This is a genomic window from Belnapia sp. (assembly GCF_059504005.1).
In genome coordinates this window covers 68,407-84,553 of sequence record NZ_JCACHU010000097.1, presented here as the reverse complement: position 1 = coordinate 84,553, position 16,147 = coordinate 68,407, and the positions used below count along the sequence as shown (strand labels likewise).

The window sequence follows — 16,147 nt, the reverse complement described above, 5'->3', positions numbered from 1 at the left end:
ATGGCCGAGCCGGTCCTGCTCGAGGTGCGGGAGCGGCGGAGCCGCTTCGGCCGGATGGTGAAATGGTGCTTCTGGGGCTTCCAGCTGCTCATGGCGGTCGGCAGCCTCGGCACCTGCGCCGCCGTCACCCCCTACCTCGCCGGGCCCGACCCGGAGGTGGCGATGGGCGCCGGGATGTTCGGCGCCATGGCCATCGGCACGCTCTGGACCCTCTGGCCGGTCGGCACCCTGGTCCTTGGCCTGCTGCTGCTGCTGACGCGGGGGCGGAAACGGCTGATTCCGGCGCCGGAGCCGGGCTTGCGCGGCTGACCCCTGCGCTGGTCCTTGACGGAAGCCGGGGGCGAGGCGACCTTTCCATCCACAGGCGCCCTTCGTTGCGTGGGGCGCCGGGTTGCAATGGATCGGGGGAGGCGCGGCATGCCGCAGGTAACACTGACCGTGAACGGGAAGTCCAGCACGGTCGAGGTCGAGGGCCGCACGCTCCTCGTGGAGCTGCTGCGGGAGAAGCTGCGGCTGACCGGCACCCATGTCGGCTGCGACACCAGCCAGTGCGGCGCCTGCGTCGTCCATGTCGATGGCGAGAGCGTGAAGGCCTGCACCATCCTGGCCCTCCAGGCCAATGGCAGCCATGTGACGACCATCGAGGGGCTGGCCAAGCCGGATGGCACGCTGCACCCGATGCAGGAGGCCTTCCGCGAGTACCACGCCCTGCAATGCGGCTTCTGCACGCCGGGGATGGTGATGTCGGCCATCGACCTGGTGCAAAAGCATCCCGATGGCCTCTCCGAGAAGGAGATCCGCGAGGGGCTCGAGGGCAATCTCTGCCGCTGCACGGGCTACCACAACATCGTCAAGGCGATTGCCGCGGCGCAGGACGTGATGCACGGCCGCGCCCAGACGCTGGCGCCGGCGGCCGAGTAAGCGGGTACCCCAAGGGCGCGCGGTATCCCCCGCGCGCCGCATCATAAGAGACCCTGCCGCACAAGGCGGGGCGCGCAGCACCCAGGGAGGCGTTGCAGATGAATGTCGTGACCCCGTTCGAAGGCATCGGCGCCAGCGTCAGGCGCAAGGAAGACCTGCGCTTCCTGTCCGGCCGCGGCCAGTACACCGATGACATCAACCGCCCCAACCAGACCTATGCGGCCATCCTCCGCAGCCCGCATGCCCATGCGCGGATCGTCTCCATCGATACCGCGGCGGCGGCGGCGATGCCGGGCGTGGTCGCCATCTTCACCGGGGCGGACATGCCGGACCTCGGGGGCATCCCCTGCGGCTGGCAGATCCACAACAAGGACGGCACGCCGATGGCGGAGCCGATGCACCCGGTGCTCGCGGTCGGCAAGGCGCGCTTCGTCGGCGACGCCATCGCGGCGGTGATCGCCGAGACTCGCTCCCAGGCCAAGGATGCCGCGGAGGCGATCGAGGTCGAGTACGAGGTGCTGCCGGCGGTCGCCACCATGGAGGCGGCGCTCGCCCCGGGCGCCTCGCTCGTGCATGACGGCGTCGCCGGCAATGTCTGCTACGACTGGCATATCGGCGACAAGGCGGTCAACGAGGCGGCCTTCGCCAAGGCGGCCAAGGTGGTCGAGTTCGAGCTGGTGAACAACCGGCTGGTGCCGAATGCGATGGAGCCCCGTGCCGCCATCGGCGACTACGACCCGACGACGGAGGACTACACCCTCTACACCACCAGCCAGAACCCGCATGTGATCCGGCTGCTGATGGGCGCCTTCGTCCTCCACCTGCCGGAGCACAAGCTGCGGGTCGTGGCCCCGGATGTGGGCGGCGGGTTCGGCAGCAAGATCTTCCACTATGCCGAGGAGGCGATCGTCACCTGGGCCGCGGGCCGCGTGAAGCGCCCGGTGAAGTGGACGGCCGAGCGCACCGAGAGCTTCATGACCGATGCGCATGGGCGGGACCACGTCACCAAGGCGCGGCTCGCCATGGATGCGGACGGCAAGTTCCTGGCGCTGCACGTCCAGACGCTCGCCAATATGGGCGCCTATCTCTCGACCTTCGCCACCAGTGTGCCGACCTATCTCTACGCGACGCTGCTGGCCGGCGTGTACACCACGCCGACCGTCTATGCGGAGGTGAAGGCGGTCTTCACCAACACCGTGCCGGTCGATGCCTATCGCGGCGCCGGGCGGCCGGAGGCGACCTTCCTGCTCGAGCGGCTGGTGGATGTGGCGGCGGCCGAGACGGGGATGGACCGGATCGAGATCCGCCGGCGCAACTTCATCCCGAACGACGCCTTCCCCTACCAGACGCCGGTCGCCCTGCAATACGACAGCGGCGACTACACGGCAACGCTCGACCAGGCGCTGAAGACGGCCGACTGGGCCGGCTTCGAGGCGCGGAGGGCGGAGGCCAAGGCGCGCGGCAGGCTGCGCGGCATCGGCATCTCCACCTATATCGAGGCCTGCGGCATCGCGCCCTCGGCCGTGGTGGGCTCGCTCGGGGCGCGGGCGGGCCTCTACGAGGTCGGCACCATCCGCGTCCATCCGACCGGCAGCGTCACCGTGCTGACCGGCACCCACAGCCATGGCCAGGGGCATGAGACGACGCTCGCCCAGCTCGTCACCGACCGGCTCGGCGTGCCGCTGGCGCAGGTCGACATCGTGCATGGCGACACGGCCAAGATCCCCTTCGGCATGGGCACCTATGGCAGCCGCAGCCTCGCGGTCGGCGGCTCGGCCATGGTGAAGGCGATGGACAAGATCGTCGCCAAGGCGCGGCGTATCGCCGCCCACCTGATGGAGGCCTCGGTCGAGGACGTGGAATTCGACCGCGGCACCTTCCGCGTCGCCGGGACGGACAAGACCAAGTCCTGGGGCGAGATCGCGCTCACCGCCTATGTGCCGCACAACTACCCGATCGAGGAGCTGGAGCCCGGCCTCGACGAGACCGCCTTCTACGACCCGAAGAACTTCACCTATCCCGGCGGCTGCCATATCTGCGAGGTCGAGATCGAGCCGGAGACGGGCATCACCACCGTGGTCAACTTCACCGCCGTCGACGATGTCGGGCGGGTCATCAACCCGATGATCGTCGAGGGCCAGGTGCAGGGCGGCGTGGCGCAGGGTATCGGCCAGGCGCTGCTCGAATCCTGCGTCTACGACAGCGAGGGCCAACTCGTCTCGGCGAGCTTCATGGACTACCAGATGCCACGGGCGAACGACCTGCCGCCCGTCAGTGTCGCCACGCATACCACCCTCTGCACCCACAACCCGCTCGGGGTGAAGGGCTGCGGCGAGGTGGGGGCGATCGGCTCGCCGCCGGCGGTCATCAATGCCGTCGTGGATGCGCTGAAGGAGTACGGCGTCCGGCATATCGAGATGCCGGCGACGGCGGCGAAAGTCTGGGGCATCATCAACGCAAGCCGGCCGGCCATGGCCGCGGAATGATCAGGGGATCGAGCGATGTATGACTTCGAGTACCACAAGCCCGGCTCGCTGGCGGATGCGGTGAAGCTGCTCTCGGCCGATCCGGATGCGCGGCCGATCTCGGGCGGGCAGACCTTGCTGCCGGCGCTGAAGCACCGGCTGAACAAGCCGACCTCCGTCGTCGACCTTTCCGGCATCGCCGAGATGAAGGGGATCAAGCGGGAGGGCAACAAGCTCGTCATCGGCGCGCTCGCCAAGCATGTCGAGGTGGCGACCAGCCCCGAGGTGAAGGCGGCGATCCCGGCCCTCGCTCAGATGGCCTCCACCATCGGCGACACGCAGGTGCGCAACCGGGGCACGATCGGCGGCAGCGTCGCCAACAACGACCCGGCGGCGGACTACCCTTCGGCGGTGCTCGGGCTGAATGCGACGATCGTCACCGACAAGCGGCGCATCGTGGCGGACGATTTCTTCCAGGGCATGTTCACCACGGCGCTGGAGCCGGGCGAGCTGCTGGTGGCGATCGAGTTCCCGATCCCGGAGAAGTCGGGCTATGCCAAGATGCGCAACCCGGCCAGCCGCTACGTGATGGCGGGTGCCTTCGTCGCCAAGACCGGCGGCGGGGTGCGCGTTGCGATCAACGGCGCCGGCCCGGGCGTCTTCCGTCAGGCGGAGATGGAGAATGCGCTCGCGGCCAACTGGTCCCCCGACGCCGTTGCCGGCGTGAAGCAGCCGGCGGATGGGCTGAACAGCGACATCCATGGCAGCGCCGAGTACCGCGCCCACCTAGTCACGGTCATGGCCAAGCGCGCCGTCGCCGCCGCCGGCTGAAGTCGCAGAAGTAGATGAGGGGTCCGGGGAGAATACCTTCTCCCCGGCCTTTCTTTTTTCAGGCCGTCACCGGCAGCCGGAGGCAATGCCCCTGCTGCGCCAGCACCGGCCGCCAGCCCTCGATCAGCCGCTGATAGGCCCGCCCGACCGGCCGGATCTTGCGGTCCAGGTCGTAGAGCCCGCGCGGGTTCACGTCGCCGCGGCGCTCGCGGAGCGCGTGGGTCCAGTCGATCTGGTCGGTCAGCGAGTACCAGGTGAAGCCGAGGATGGGCACGCCGTCGCGGCGGAGGCGCATCAGCCCGGACCACTGCTTCCACAGCCAGCGCTCGGCCTCGTCGCCGCGGGGGCCCTCGTCCATGTTGGTCTCGGTATGCATGATCGGCAGGCCGTAGCGGGCGTAGTAGTCCCGCGTCACCGTGTCGTAGCCGAAGACCTCGCCGGCCCAGCGGCTGTGGCCGTTGGCGCCGATGATGTGCTCGTTGGTCGCGTACCAGTCGTTGCCCATGATGCAATGGCGCTTCAGGGCCGGGGCCGAGCGCTGGAAGAAGTGGTACTCCTCCCGCGTCATCCCGTTGTCGAGCAGGTACTCGTACATCGAGGAGCAGACGCGGTGGCCGTAGTTGAGGTCGAGCGTCAGGAAGCGCTCGGCATTGCGGTGCTCGGCATGGATGAGCGAGTCCGGGCATTCCGGGTGGAACTGCTCGGTCGACTCCGACTGGATGAAGATCGCATCCGGCCGCACGCGGACGATCGCCTGCATCGCCATGACATTGGCGCGGACGATGTTCTTGATGGCGGTGACGTAGCTGCGGTCATCCGTCCGCTGCTCGTTCCACCAGCCGTACTTGGCCGAGAAGACGGCGGTGATGAACATCTCGTTCACCGGGGTGTAGAGCTGCACCCAGGGAAAGCGCCGGGCGAAGGCCTCGGCATAGGCGGCGAAGAGCTCGGGGAAATCCGGGTTCTGGAAGTCGCCGATCCAGTCGGGCACGCCGAAATGGCAGAGATCGACCACAGGCAGGATGCCGAGGCGGCGGACCTCGGCGAAGGTCTCGTCGGCGAAGGCCCAGTCGTGCAGGCCCGGGCCGCGGAGGCTGGTGTGGAGCTGGGGGCCGTAGCGCAGGACGCCGCAGCCGATCTCCTTCACCAGCGCCAGGTCCTCCCGCCAGCGGTCGTAATGGCCGCATTCGGCCATCTGGTCGCGACGGACGCGGCCATTCTGGATGGTGGGCGCGCTGTTCTCGATGCCGGTGGCGAAGAGGAAGCCCTGTTCGGCCAGGCTGTGGAGCCCGAGTGCGGCGGGGGAGGCGGGGCGGGTAGTCAGGGCGTCCAGCATGGCGGGTCCCACGAAAGCGTGATCCGATGAGTATTCAGTATTCCGTGAGCCGCTGCACATGAACTGCGCGTAATCTTTGCTCGGCAAGCGCAAGCGCTGCATCCTTGCCACATGCAGATCGACGACCCGGCGGTGATCGCCGAAGCCCGCGCCCTCTTCGACCGCTACGAAGCGGCGATCGCCGCCAACGATGCCGCCACGCTGGATGCCTGCTTCTGGGCGGACCCGCGGACAGTGCGCTTCGGCATCACCGAGATCCTCTACGGGATCGAGGCGATCCGCGCCTTCCGGGCGAGCGTCGCCCGCTATGCGCCGCGCGCCATCCGGCGGGTGCAGGTCACCAGCTTCGGGCAGGACTTCGCCTGCACCCACCTGGAATACCAGCGCCAGGACAGCGGCCTGATCGGGCGCGAGACAAAGATTATGGCCCGGCTGCCGGAGCAGGGCTGGCGGGTCGTCTCCGCCCATGTCTCGCTGCTGGCCGGGGGCGACCCCGGGCGGGTGCAGCGTTGACCCATAGCGTCGTCATTGGTGGCGGCATCCTCGGCGCCTGCACGGCGCTTGAACTGCTGCGCGTCGGGCATCGGGTGACGATCATCGAGCCGGGGCCGCCAGGGGGCGAGCAGGCGGCGAGCTATGGCAATGGCTGCTGGCTGAGCCCGATGTCCGTCATCCCGCCCGCCGTGCCGGGGCTCTGGCGCAAGGTCCCCGGCTTCCTCGCCGATCCGCTCGGGCCGCTCGCCATCCGCTGGGGGTACTTCCCGCGCGTGCTGCCCTGGCTGGCGCGCTACCTCGCCTCCGGCTGGACCGAGGCGCGGGTGCTGAGGACGGCGCAGGCGCTGCGGGCGCTTCTGCAGGGCGCGCCGGCGCTGCATGCCGTACTCGCCGAGGCGGCCGGCGTCGGCCACCTGATCGAGCGGCGGGGGCTGATGTACATCTACCCCTCCCGCGCCGAATACGAGGCGGAGGCCATGGCCTGGCGCATCCGCCGCCAGGTCGGCGTGGAGTGGATCGAGCTTTCCGCCGATGAGCTGCGCCAGCGCGAGCCGGAGCTCGACCGCCGCTACGGCTTCGCCGCGCTGGTGGAGGAGGGCGGGCATTGCCGCGACCCGGGCGCCTATGTCGCGGCGCTGGTGGCGCTGGCCGAGGCGGAGGGCGCCGAGCGCATCGCCGCCCGCGCCACCGGCTTCCGCCTCGAGGTGGGCCGGTTGCGCGCGGTGCGGACCGAGGCGGGGGAGGTTGCCGCCGACCGCGCCGTGATCGCCGCCGGCGCCCATTCGCGCCCGCTCGCCGCCGCCGTCGGGGATGCGGTGCCGCTCGAGACGGAGCGCGGCTACCACGCGATGATCGAGGGCGCCGAGGTCGGGCCGCGCACGCCGCTGATGCCCTCCGACGGCAAGATGTCCGTCACCATGACGGCACGCGGCTTGCGCTGCGCCGGGCAAGTGGAGATCGCCGGGCTCGCCGCCGCGCCCAACTGGAAGCGCGCCGAGATCCTGCGCGACCACCTGCTGCGCAGCTTCCCCGGACTGCCGCGCGACCTGCCGGCGGAGCGGGTGAGGGTCTGGATGGGCCATAGGCCAAGCATGCCGGACGGGCTGCCCTGCATCGGCCCGGCGCGGGCGACGGCGGATGTCGTCCATGCCTTCGGCCACGGTCATGTCGGGCTGGTCTCGGCCCCGCGCTCGGCCCGGCTGGTGGCGCAAATGCTGACCGGGCAAGCGACGGAGATCGATGCGAAACCCTTCGATCCGGGCCGATTCGAATGATTTCGTGCTCGCTTTGTCGCGGCGGCGATGTCATCCTTCCAAGTAGCGGTCCTGCATCCTCGTGGGCCGTTCGACCTAGATACGGATCAATCAGCAAGTGCCTTCCGACAGCGACATCCAGGGCGGCGCCGGGCCCGTCGAGGCCCAGGTGAAATGGTACAACGCCCGCAAGGGGTTCGGCTTCGTGCTCGGCCCCGACGGACAGGACGTGTTCTTCCACGCCTCCGCCCTGACCGAGGCCGGGATCGAGCCGCCTGAGACGGGCGACACGCTGGTCTGCGAGATCGGCACGGATCGGCAGGGTCGACGGCTGGTGACGCGCATCACCGAACGCAAGCTCGGCGATGGCGGCGGGGCAGCGGTGGCGGGTGCGGCACGGCGGCCCTTTCGCGAAGGCGGCTTCGGCGATCGCCCGCCGCGGCGCGACTTCGGCGGCGGTGGCTTCGGCGACCGGCCCCCGCGGCGCGACTTCGGCGGTGGCGGCTTCGGCGATCGCCCCCCGCGGCGCGACTTCGGCGCCGGCGGCGGCGGGTTCGGCGGCCCGCGCGCTGGCTTCGGCGATCGTCCGCCGCGGCGCGACTTCGGCGACCGCGATGCGGGCGGCCCGACCTATGCCGTGAACGGCACCGTCAAGTGGTTCGACCAGGTGCGCGGCTTCGGCTTCGTCACCCCGGATGACGGCGGGCAGGACGTCTTCCTGCATTCCTCCGTGCTGCAGCGCGCCGGCAAGGCCGATGTGCAGCAGGGCGAGAAGGTCGCACTCGACGTGCGGGACGGCCAGCGCGGGCGGCAGGCGGTCAGCCTGAAGGAATAGGGTCCTCGCGCCACAGGGTGCGACGGGTTGAAGGGGGTCCCGGCCGGTAGGCCGGGGCCCCTTTCTCGTATCGGGGCGAGGCGGCTCAGGCCGGCGCCGGCCTCGGCGCCGCCGGGCGGCGCGGCAGGGCGGCCAGCATCTGGATCGTCCCGGCCACCAGACCCATCCCAACCCCAAGCTTCCAGGCGAGGTCGTAGGAGCCGAGCTGGTCGAAGATCAGCCCGCCGCCGAAGGCGCCGAGGAAGCTGCCGACCTGGTGGCTGGTGAAGGCGAGGCCCTGCACCATCGCCTGCCAGCGCAGCCCGAACATCTCCGCCGTCATGCCGCCCACCAGCGGCGCCACGCCGAGCCAGAGGAAGCCCATGATGGAGGCGAAGACCAGCGTGCTGGCCGGCGTCGGCGGCACGGCGAAGTACCAGGCGAGCACCAGCGAGCGCATCAGGTAGATCCCGCCCAGCAGCGCCGGCTTGGACCAGCGCCCGCCCGCCCAGCCGAAGAACAGGCTGCCCAGCACGTTGAAGCCGCCGATCGCCGCCAGCGCCTCGGCCGCCAGCATCGGGTCCATGCCGCAGATCTGCAGGTAGGAGGGCAGGTGAGTCGTCAGGAAGACGAGCTGCAGCCCGCAGATGAAATAGGCCCCCGACATGACGAGGAAGGGCCCGTGCCGCATGGCGAGGCCGAAGGCGGCGCCGGCCGTCGTCGCATCGTCCCGCGCCGGCGGCAGCGCCACCTTGTCGACGCGCCCCGCGGCCCAGGCGGCGGGCAGCATAGCGAGGCCAAGCAGGAAGAAGCCGGCGACGCCGATCCGCCAGCCATAGCCGGCCGACAGAAGCTGCCCGATGGGGGCTGCGATCAACGCCCCGAGCGAGCCGGCGGCGGAGACGATGCCGAGCACCGTGCTGCGCAGCGCCGGCGAGACCGGCCGCGAGGCGACGGAGAGTGCCATGCCGGAGGCGGTGCAGGCCAGCGCCAGCCCGATCAGCATCCCCGCCCCCAGCGTCACCATGAGGGCCGACTGCGCCAGGCCCAGCAGCGCCAGCCCGGCGAGGTAGGCGACGACGCCCACCATCAGCACCGGGCGGAAGCCGTGCCGCCCAGCGATCGCCCCGGCGAAGGGCTGCAGGAAGCCCCAGGCCAGGTTCTGCACCGCAACGGCCAGCGTAAACTGGGAGACGGCGATGCCGATGTCCTGCACGGCCGGCTGCATGAAGAGGCCGAGGCTCTGCCGCAGCCCCATGGCAAGGCTCAGCATGACCGAGGCGCCGATGAGGATGGGCGCGACGGGCCTCAGCGCGCGGAAGTCAGCCATGGTCCGGTCGGTCCCCTGGAGTTCTGGACTGTCAGCAGACTCCCTGGCGGGACACGCGTCCAACGAATAGTCTCTCCCGTGGGATGAGCCTGAATCATGCGAACCATGCCGGCTTCGGCGCCCTGCCGCTCGCCGCGCTGCGCGCCTTCGAGGCGGCGGCGCGGCAGGGCAGCTTCCAGGCCGGGGCGGCGGAGATCGGGCTGACGCCCTCGGCCGTCAGCCACCATGTGCGGGGGCTCGAGGCCTCGCTCGGCGTGCCGCTCTTCCGCCGCCTGCATCGGGGCGTGGCGCTGACCCCGGCGGGGGCGAGCCTCGCCGCGGCGCTGGCCGAGGGGTTCGGCGCCATCGCCGCGGCCTATGGTGCAGCCCGGGCGCCGCGCGGGCCACTCGCCGTTTCCGGCGCACCGGTCTTCACCGGGCGCTGGCTGCTGCCGGCGATGGAGGCGCTGCGGCGCGAGGGGATCGAGCTGCGGGTGGAGCTTTCCAGCCGCGCCGCCGACCTCGAGAGCGGCGCCTGCGACGTCGCCATCCGCATGGGGCGACGGCCGCCGGCGCATCTGGCCTCGGAGCGGCTGGCCTCGACCACCGCCGTGTTGCTCGCCTCGCCGGCGCGGATGGCCGGCCGGGCGGCGCTGACGCCGGCCGAGATCGCCGAGGGGCCGCTGCTCGGCATCAAGCCGCTGGCGGAGTTCTGGCCGAAGGTGCTGGCGCGGCTCGGCCTGCCGGAGGGGCCGCGCCGGGAGATCGTCTCGGATTCCATGGAGGCCGCGCTGCGCATGGCCGAAGGCGGCTTCGGCATCGGCTTCGCGCCGGAGGTGGCGGTGCAGGACCGCATCGCCGCCGGCAGCCTCTGCCTCGCCCATCCGCGCCGCTTCGGCGGCAACGGGCAGCACTACTGGTTCGTCACCCGGCCGGAGGCCGCCGCGCAACCGGCCATCCGTCGGCTGCGGGAGTGGCTGAAGGAGGCGCTCGCCTCAGCCGCCTAGCGTCGCCAGCGCCTGCTCCAGGTCGGCGATGAGGTCCGCCGGCTCCTCGAGGCCGATATGCAGCCGCGCCATCGGCCCGCCGAACTCGCCGGTGCCGGCGGTGCGGGTGATGAAGCCCGTGGTCGGGATGGCAAGGCTCTCGAACCCGCCCCAGCTCGCCCCGATGCCGAAGAGGGCGAGGCTGTCGATGAAGCGCGCCACATCCGCCATCGCATAGCGCGGCTGGAAGACGACGCCGAAGAGCGAGCAGGAGCCGGTGAAGTCGCGCCGCCAGATGGCGTGCTGCGGGTGGCTCGGCAGGGCGGGATGCATCACCTGCTTCACCTCCTGCCGCGCCTCCAGCCAGCGGGCGACCTCGAGCCCGCTCGCTTCCTGGCGCTTCAGGCGCACGGCCATGGTGCGGACGCCGCGCAGCGCCAGCCAGACATCGTCCGGCGAGGCATATTGCCCGAGCAGCGAGCCGGTGCTGCGCACCGCCTGCCAGTCGGCCTCGCTGTTCACCGTGACGCTGCCGAGCAGCACGTCGGAATGGCCGCCGACATATTTGGTCAGCGCCTGGATGGAGACATCGACGCCGTGCTGGAAGGGCATGAAGTGATGGATGCCCCAGGTATTGTCCATCAGCACCTTGACGCCGCGCGCATGCGCGGCGCGGGCGATGGCCGGGATGTCCTGCACCTCGAAGGTGTGGCTGCCGGGGCTCTCGGTGTAGAAGACCTTGGTGTTCGGACGGATGAGCGCGACGGCCGCTTCCTCGTCCACCGTCGGGTCGTAATAGGTCGTCTCGATGCCCCAGTTCTTCAGCAGCCCCTCGCAGATGTTGCGGGCCGGGCCATAGGCGCTGTCCGGCATCAGGCAGTGGTCGCCGGCCTTCAGGTAGGCGAGCAGCGGCACCGCGACGGCGGCGAGGCCGGTGCCGACGACCAGGCAGCGCGTGCCGCCCTCGATCTCGGCGATGACATCCTCGAAGGCGTAGTGCGTCGGGCCGCCCTGCGTCCCATAGGTCATGAACTGCTCGAAGCGACGCTTCGCGCCCTCCCGCCGTGCCTCGCAATTCGGGAAGAGCACGGTGGAGCCGCGATGCACCGGCGGATTGACGAAGCCATGCACATGCGTCCCCGCGCGGCCGGCATGGCTCAGGCGGGTGGCGAAGCCCTGGGTCTTTGTCGAGGGGATGGAATCGTCCGGCATCAGGCGTGCACCTTCGGGGTTTCGGGCCGGCCGGCCCATTCGGTCCAGGAGCCGTCATAGACGGCGGGTTCGGGGAAGCCAGCCTGCATCAGGCCGAGCGAGAGGATGCAGGCAGTGACGCCCGTGCCGCAGGTGGTGACGACCGGCCGCTCCGCGGTGACCCCGGCGGCGCTGAAGCGCTCGCGCAGCGCCGCCGGGTCCAGCAGGGTCTGGTCCGGCTTCAGCAGCTCCGTGAAGGGGAGATTGGCCGCGCCCGGCATGTGGCCGGAGGGCAGGCCCGGCCGCGGCTCCGCCGCCGTGCCGTCGAAGCGGCCCTTGGCGCGGGCATCGAGGATCAGCGCCCCGCCGCCACCTTGACGGACGATGCGCTTCACGTCGCCGATGCCGCGCACCAGCTCGGCCTGGAAGTCGGCGGTGAACTCGGCGGAGTCGCGGGGCGGCGGCGGGCCGGCCTCGGTCCGGCGGCCTTCCTTCACCCATTTCGGCAGCCCGCCATCCAGCACGGCCGCCTGGGCATGGCCGAAGAGCCGCATCAGCCACCAGCCGCGCGCGGCCGAGGCGAGGCCCTTCTGGTCGTAGAAGACGATGCGCGAGGCGTTGGAGACGCCGAACAGCCCCATCAGCTTCTCGAAGCGCGCGGCCGTCGGGATCATGTGCGGCAGCGCGGAATCGGGGTCGGCGACGAGGTCGATGTCGAAGTAGTCGGCGCCCGGCACATGCGCCTCGGCGAACTTGGCCTTGCCGTCGTGGGGCTCGTTCGGCAGGTACTTCGTGGTGTCGAAGACCATGAGGTCCGGCTTGCCGAGCTCGGCGGCCAGCCATTCCGTGGAAACCAGGTTCTCCATCGACTGCCTACTCCCCGACGAGCACGAGATAGACCCGCCTGTTCTGCTTGCCCTTGTTCTCGAGCTTCGTCACCTCGACGCGGCCGATCTCGCCGGTGCGGCGCACATGGGTGCCGCCGCAGGGCTGCAGGTCGACCGGCGCCTCGTCCGGCCCGATCCGCACCAGGCGGATGCGCCCCGCGCCGCGCGGCGGCTGCACCGAGAGAGTGCGGACGAGGGAGGGGTTGGCATCCAGCTCCGCCTCGCTGATCCAGCGCTCGCCGACCGGGTGGTCGGCGGCGACGAGGGCGTTCAGCGCCTCGGTCAGCGCCTCCTTGGTCGGTGGCGCGGCGAGGTCGAAATCGAGGCGAGAGCGGTCGGCGCCGATCTGCCCGCCGGTGACGCCGGCGCCGGGGATCAGGCTGCAGAGCAGGTGCAGTGCCGTGTGCATCCGCATGTGGCGGTGGCGCGGGCCCCAATCGAGCACGGCCGTCACGGCGGCGCCGACCGGCGGCAGCGCGGCACCCTCGCTGGGGAGGTGGAGGATGCTGTCCTCCGGCCCCTTCACGGCCTTGGCGACGGCCATCTCGCCACCCTCCCAGCGCAGCCAGCCGGCATCGCCGGGCTGGCCGCCGGCCTGGGCGTAGAAGGAGGTGCGGTCCAGCACCACTCCTTCGGGCCCTGCGGCGAGAACCGTCGCGGCCGCTTCGGTGAGGTAGGCATCGTCGCGGTAGAGGAGCTCGGTCGGCATCAGGCCCATTCCTGGCGCAGCCGGGCGCGGTGGTGGCGCAGCCACCAGAGGCAGAGCCCGGCCGTCACATTCTCGATGCGGTTGGCATCCAGCAGAGCGAAGGCCTCCTCCGCCGGCAGGATCAGCACGCGGATATCCTCGCCCTCCTGCACCAGCCCATGCGTGCCGGCATCGGCGGCCTCGGGCAGGGCGACGCGGGCGGCGTAGAGGAACATCGTCTCGTCGCAACCGCCCTGCATCAGCATGAAGCGGCCGATGCGCTCCATCCGGTCGGGGCGGAGGCCGGTCTCCTCCTCCAGCTCGCGCCGGGCGGCGGCCTCCGGGTCCTCGCCCTGCTCGAGGAAGCCGCCGGCGCATTCGGTCATCACCGCCGGGAGGCCGGCGGCCAGCGCGGGCAGGCGGAACTGCTCGATCAGCGCCACGGCATCCGTCGCCGGGTCATAGGGCAGCACGGCGATGCCACGGCCACGGCGCCAGAGCTCCCAGGTCAGCTCGGCGGAGCGGACGCCGTCGAAGCGTTGGTAGGTGAAGCGCACGCGCTGGAGCGGGAAGCGCCCGTCCCAGACGACCTCATCCGCCTGCACCTCGAGTCCGGGATGCGCCGGGATCGGCGGCGCCTTGGGTGATCTGGCTTTCATGCGCCGAGGACCCTAGACTCGCCCCGAAACGCCGTCCATGGACTCCCCGACCCAAATCCTCCCCGCCGAGGCCGCCTCGGACCTCGCCGCGCGGCGCCGGCGCGCCGTGCTCGGCGTGCTGGGCGCGGCCGCCGTCTTCTCGCTGGCCGCCGCGCTGGTGAAGGGGCTGCGCGGCGAGCTGCCGCTGGCCCAGGTGGTGTTGTGCCGCAACCTCTTCGCCATCCCGGCCCTGCTGCCGCTGCTCTGGCAGGCGGGCGGGATCGCCGCGCTCCGCACCCGGAACCCCGCGCTGCATGCGGTGCGGATGCTGACCGGCCTCGTCGGCATGGCCGGCGCCTTCTACGGCTACGCGGTGCTGCCGCTGGCGACGGTGACGGCGCTCGGCTTCACCATGCCGCTGTTCCTCACGCTGCTCTCCATCCCCCTGCTCGGCGAGCGCGTCGGGCCGCGGCGGGGGATCGCGGTGCTGGTCGGCTTCGGCGGCGTGCTGCTGATGGCGCTGCCCATGGGCGGGACAGGTGGCGGGGCAGGGCAGGGGCACCTGCCGGGGACCCTCGCCGTGCTGGCGGGCGCGGTGTGCTGGGCGCTGTCGATGATCACCATCCGCCGCATGGGCCACGCCGGCGAGAGCAATGCGACGATCGTGCTGTGGTTCGCCCTCGGCGCCACGCTCGTCTCCGGCGCGCTCGCCCTGCCGGTCTGGGTGGCGCCGAGTCCCCTGCAATGGGCGATGCTGGTGGGCACCGGCCTGCTCTCCGCCATCGCCCAGGTGATGATGACCGAGGCCTACAGGCGCGGCGAGGCGACGCTGCTCGCCCCCTTCGAATACTCCGCCATCCTCTGGACCACGCTGATGGGCGGGCTGCTCTGGGGCGAGCTGCCGGATGGCTGGGACGCTGCCGGCATCGCCGTGCTGGTCGGCAGCGGGCTCTATATCTGGCGGCGGGAGGTGGCGCTCGGCCTCAGGCGCTGACCGGCTGCTCCGGCACCGGCAGGCGGCCTTCGTTGCGGCCGTAGCGGCGGTAATGCTCGCGGCCGGAGGCGACGAACTCCGCCTTCACCGCCGCCTGCACATCCGGGTATTTCCGCAGGTACCACGCCTCGTCGAATTCGAATTCCTCCTCGGCCTCCTCCGCATCCGGCTCCGGCGGGGCGAGGCGGCCGGTCTCCGCGCGCAGGCGGAGGAGCTGGATCTGCAGCATCATCACCGTCTCCTGCGCGTGGTTGCGGATGTCCTCGGCCGCATTACGGGCGAGGCTGAGGCTGGCATGCTCGGCTTCGAGCCGGGCGAGGGAGGCGACGGCGGCCCGCGCCTCGGCCAGGGCCTTGTCGCGGGCGGCGAGGGCCTTGCTGGCCTCGGCTTCGGCGGCGGCTTCCGCTTGGCAGGCCGCATCGCGCTCGGCGCGAAGAATGGCGAGCTCGGCCTCGGCCATCTCGCGAGCATTGCGCTGCTGCTCGGTGAGGCTGGCCGCTGCGGTGGCACGGGCCGCGGCGGCGGCTTCGCCCTGACGGGCGGCGTCGCGCTCGGCGCCGAGGCTGGCGGCCTCGGCCTCGGCCGCCTCGCGGGCGGTGCGGTGCTGCTCGGCAAGGCTGCCCGCCTCGGTCGCGCGAGCCTCGGCGGCCGCCTTTGCCCGGCGCGCGGCGTCGCGCTCGGTGCGGAGGCTGGCGGCCTCTGCCTCGGCCGCCTCGCGGGCGGCGCGGTGCTGCCCGGCGAGGGCCGCTGCCTCGGCGGCGCGGGCCTCGGTCGCCTCACGGCCCTGCAGCAGGGCATCGCGCTCGGCGCGGACGCGGAGGGCGGCGGCGCGGAGCTCGTTGAAGCGGGATTCGGCGGTCTTGCGCGCCTGCTCCGCAGCCTGGCGGGCGGCGAGATGCGCGTCCCAGTCCGCGCGAAGCCTGGCGCTCTCCGCCTCCGCCGCCTGCCGGGCAGCAAGGTGCTCCTCCCAGCCCGACCGCAGCCGGGCCGCCTCGGCCGCCGCCGCCTCCGCCCGGGCCTCGGCCGGGGCAATGCGGGCCTCGGCGGCCCGGCGGGCGGCGGCATGCTCCTCCCAGCCGGCACGCATCGCCGCGGCATCGGCGAGCGCCTGCCCGGCCGCCGCCTCGGCGGCGTCGCGGGCGGCGGCATGGGCATCCCACTCGGCGCGGAGTTCCGCCGCCTCGGCCATCGCCGCATCGGCATGGCGCTGCAGCAGCACGCGCTCGTATTCAGCGCGGCCGATCAGGGCCGAGAGCCGCTCGTATTCGGCGCGGTAGTCGTCGCGCTCCGCCTCGATCTGCCGCCTGGCCGGCCTCAGGACCCGTTCGAGCATCGCCTG

General features: G+C 71.6%; 16 protein-coding genes. 9 read left to right on the top strand and 7 right to left on the bottom strand.

The window, feature by feature from the left end:
* The 4 genes from AC5JJ1_RS14055 to AC5JJ1_RS14040 all read left to right on the top strand — a co-directional run bounded on the left by AC5JJ1_RS14055 (position 1) and on the right by AC5JJ1_RS14040 (position 4,217).
* Positions 1-309 carry a hypothetical protein gene (locus tag AC5JJ1_RS14055; RefSeq protein WP_495785730.1) on the top strand — a complete coding sequence of 103 codons (309 nt, stop codon included), beginning with the start codon at positions 1-3 and terminating at the stop codon, positions 307-309.
* A 108-nt stretch (positions 310-417) separates the two neighbouring features.
* Positions 418-921 carry a (2Fe-2S)-binding protein gene (locus AC5JJ1_RS14050; RefSeq protein WP_495785729.1) on the top strand — a complete coding sequence of 168 codons (504 nt, stop codon included), beginning with the start codon at positions 418-420 and terminating at the stop codon, positions 919-921.
* Between the two features lie 98 nt (positions 922-1,019).
* On the top strand, positions 1,020-3,407 hold the full coding sequence (locus AC5JJ1_RS14045) for a xanthine dehydrogenase family protein molybdopterin-binding subunit (protein ID WP_495785728.1): 2,388 nt from the start codon (positions 1,020-1,022) through the stop codon (positions 3,405-3,407).
* Between the two features lie 15 nt (positions 3,408-3,422).
* The gene (locus AC5JJ1_RS14040; RefSeq protein WP_495785727.1) at positions 3,423-4,217 is read left to right on the top strand and encodes an FAD binding domain-containing protein; all 795 of its coding nucleotides are present in this window, start codon (positions 3,423-3,425) and stop codon (positions 4,215-4,217) included.
* A gap of 58 nt (positions 4,218-4,275) precedes the next feature.
* Here the strand turns inward: AC5JJ1_RS14040 and AC5JJ1_RS14035 are convergent, their stop codons facing one another.
* Complete coding sequence (locus AC5JJ1_RS14035; protein WP_495785726.1) at positions 4,276-5,553, bottom strand: family 1 glycosylhydrolase; 1,278 nt, start codon at positions 5,551-5,553, stop codon at positions 4,276-4,278.
* Positions 5,554-5,664: 111 nt separating this feature from the next.
* Between AC5JJ1_RS14035 and AC5JJ1_RS14030 the strand changes: the two genes are divergently transcribed.
* The 3 genes from AC5JJ1_RS14030 to AC5JJ1_RS14020 all read left to right on the top strand — a co-directional run bounded on the left by AC5JJ1_RS14030 (position 5,665) and on the right by AC5JJ1_RS14020 (position 8,136).
* The gene (locus AC5JJ1_RS14030; RefSeq protein WP_495785725.1) at positions 5,665-6,066 is read left to right on the top strand and encodes an AtzH-like domain-containing protein; all 402 of its coding nucleotides are present in this window, start codon (positions 5,665-5,667) and stop codon (positions 6,064-6,066) included.
* A complete protein-coding gene (locus tag AC5JJ1_RS14025; protein ID WP_495785724.1) occupies positions 6,063-7,322 on the top strand; it encodes an NAD(P)/FAD-dependent oxidoreductase in 1,260 nt (419 codons plus the stop codon). The genes AC5JJ1_RS14030 and AC5JJ1_RS14025 overlap by 4 nt, the downstream gene beginning before the upstream one ends.
* A gap of 97 nt (positions 7,323-7,419) precedes the next feature.
* Positions 7,420-8,136 (top strand): cold-shock protein, encoded by a 717-nt coding sequence (locus AC5JJ1_RS14020; RefSeq protein WP_495785723.1) that lies wholly within the window; start codon positions 7,420-7,422, stop codon positions 8,134-8,136.
* 85 nt (positions 8,137-8,221) lie between these two features.
* On the opposite strand, the gene AC5JJ1_RS14015 is transcribed toward AC5JJ1_RS14020, so the two are convergent.
* On the bottom strand, positions 8,222-9,445 hold the full coding sequence (locus AC5JJ1_RS14015; RefSeq protein ID WP_495785722.1) for an MFS transporter: 1,224 nt from the start codon (positions 9,443-9,445) through the stop codon (positions 8,222-8,224).
* A gap of 83 nt (positions 9,446-9,528) precedes the next feature.
* Here AC5JJ1_RS14015 and AC5JJ1_RS14010 point away from each other — a divergent pair, with 83 nt between their 5' ends.
* Positions 9,529-10,431: a LysR family transcriptional regulator gene (locus tag AC5JJ1_RS14010; protein ID WP_495785721.1), complete on the top strand. Its 903-nt coding sequence runs from the start codon at positions 9,529-9,531 to the stop codon at positions 10,429-10,431.
* On the opposite strand, the gene metC is transcribed toward AC5JJ1_RS14010, so the two are convergent.
* From metC to AC5JJ1_RS13990, 4 genes are read right to left on the bottom strand one after another with little or no spacing between them, the layout of a single operon-like run.
* Positions 10,420-11,622, bottom strand: coding sequence for a cystathionine beta-lyase (metC, locus tag AC5JJ1_RS14005; RefSeq protein WP_495785720.1), 1,203 nt, complete (start codon positions 11,620-11,622; stop codon positions 10,420-10,422). The two genes, AC5JJ1_RS14010 and metC, sit on opposite strands and share 12 nt — an antisense overlap.
* Entirely contained in the window at positions 11,622-12,467 is an 846-nt protein-coding gene (locus AC5JJ1_RS14000) for a sulfurtransferase (protein ID WP_495785719.1), read from the bottom strand. The genes metC and AC5JJ1_RS14000 overlap by 1 nt, the downstream gene beginning before the upstream one ends.
* A gap of 7 nt (positions 12,468-12,474) precedes the next feature.
* On the bottom strand, positions 12,475-13,197 hold the full coding sequence (locus AC5JJ1_RS13995) for an alanyl-tRNA editing protein (RefSeq protein ID WP_495785718.1): 723 nt from the start codon (positions 13,195-13,197) through the stop codon (positions 12,475-12,477).
* Positions 13,197-13,835 (bottom strand): NUDIX domain-containing protein, encoded by a 639-nt coding sequence (locus AC5JJ1_RS13990; protein ID WP_495785717.1) that lies wholly within the window; start codon positions 13,833-13,835, stop codon positions 13,197-13,199. Before AC5JJ1_RS13990 ends, AC5JJ1_RS13995 begins: the two co-directional genes overlap by 1 nt.
* Before the next feature lie 37 nt (positions 13,836-13,872).
* On the opposite strand from AC5JJ1_RS13990, the gene AC5JJ1_RS13985 reads away from it, so the two are divergent.
* The gene (locus AC5JJ1_RS13985; RefSeq protein ID WP_495785716.1) at positions 13,873-14,808 is read left to right on the top strand and encodes a DMT family transporter; all 936 of its coding nucleotides are present in this window, start codon (positions 13,873-13,875) and stop codon (positions 14,806-14,808) included.
* Here AC5JJ1_RS13985 and AC5JJ1_RS13980 read toward each other — a convergent pair.
* Positions 14,798-16,141: a hypothetical protein gene (locus AC5JJ1_RS13980; RefSeq protein ID WP_495785715.1), complete on the bottom strand. Its 1,344-nt coding sequence runs from the start codon at positions 16,139-16,141 to the stop codon at positions 14,798-14,800. The two genes, AC5JJ1_RS13985 and AC5JJ1_RS13980, sit on opposite strands and share 11 nt — an antisense overlap.
* Between the last annotated feature and the right edge of the window lie 6 nt (positions 16,142-16,147).

Excerpts from the sequence above, each read along its gene's own strand:
- AC5JJ1_RS14055 (WP_495785730.1), top strand. The coding sequence starts at position 1 with ATGGCCGAGCCGGTCCTGCTCGAGGTGCGGGAGCGGCGGAGCCGCTTC.
- AC5JJ1_RS14050 (WP_495785729.1), top strand. The coding sequence starts at position 418 with ATGCCGCAGGTAACACTGACCGTGAACGGGAAGTCCAGCACGGTCGAG.
- AC5JJ1_RS14045 (WP_495785728.1), top strand. The coding sequence starts at position 1,020 with ATGAATGTCGTGACCCCGTTCGAAGGCATCGGCGCCAGCGTCAGGCGC.
- AC5JJ1_RS14040 (WP_495785727.1), top strand. The coding sequence starts at position 3,423 with ATGTATGACTTCGAGTACCACAAGCCCGGCTCGCTGGCGGATGCGGTG.
- AC5JJ1_RS14035 (WP_495785726.1), bottom strand. The coding sequence starts at position 5,553 with ATGCTGGACGCCCTGACTACCCGCCCCGCCTCCCCCGCCGCACTCGGG.
- AC5JJ1_RS14030 (WP_495785725.1), top strand. The coding sequence starts at position 5,665 with ATGCAGATCGACGACCCGGCGGTGATCGCCGAAGCCCGCGCCCTCTTC.
- AC5JJ1_RS14015 (WP_495785722.1), bottom strand. The coding sequence starts at position 9,445 with ATGGCTGACTTCCGCGCGCTGAGGCCCGTCGCGCCCATCCTCATCGGC.
- AC5JJ1_RS14010 (WP_495785721.1), top strand. The coding sequence starts at position 9,529 with ATGAGCCTGAATCATGCGAACCATGCCGGCTTCGGCGCCCTGCCGCTC.
- metC (WP_495785720.1), bottom strand. The coding sequence starts at position 11,622 with ATGCCGGACGATTCCATCCCCTCGACAAAGACCCAGGGCTTCGCCACC.
- AC5JJ1_RS14000 (WP_495785719.1), bottom strand. The coding sequence starts at position 12,467 with ATGGAGAACCTGGTTTCCACGGAATGGCTGGCCGCCGAGCTCGGCAAG.
- AC5JJ1_RS13995 (WP_495785718.1), bottom strand. The coding sequence starts at position 13,197 with ATGCCGACCGAGCTCCTCTACCGCGACGATGCCTACCTCACCGAAGCG.
- AC5JJ1_RS13990 (WP_495785717.1), bottom strand. The coding sequence starts at position 13,835 with ATGAAAGCCAGATCACCCAAGGCGCCGCCGATCCCGGCGCATCCCGGA.
- AC5JJ1_RS13985 (WP_495785716.1), top strand. The coding sequence starts at position 13,873 with ATGGACTCCCCGACCCAAATCCTCCCCGCCGAGGCCGCCTCGGACCTC.
- AC5JJ1_RS13980 (WP_495785715.1), bottom strand. The coding sequence starts at position 16,141 with ATGCTCGAACGGGTCCTGAGGCCGGCCAGGCGGCAGATCGAGGCGGAG.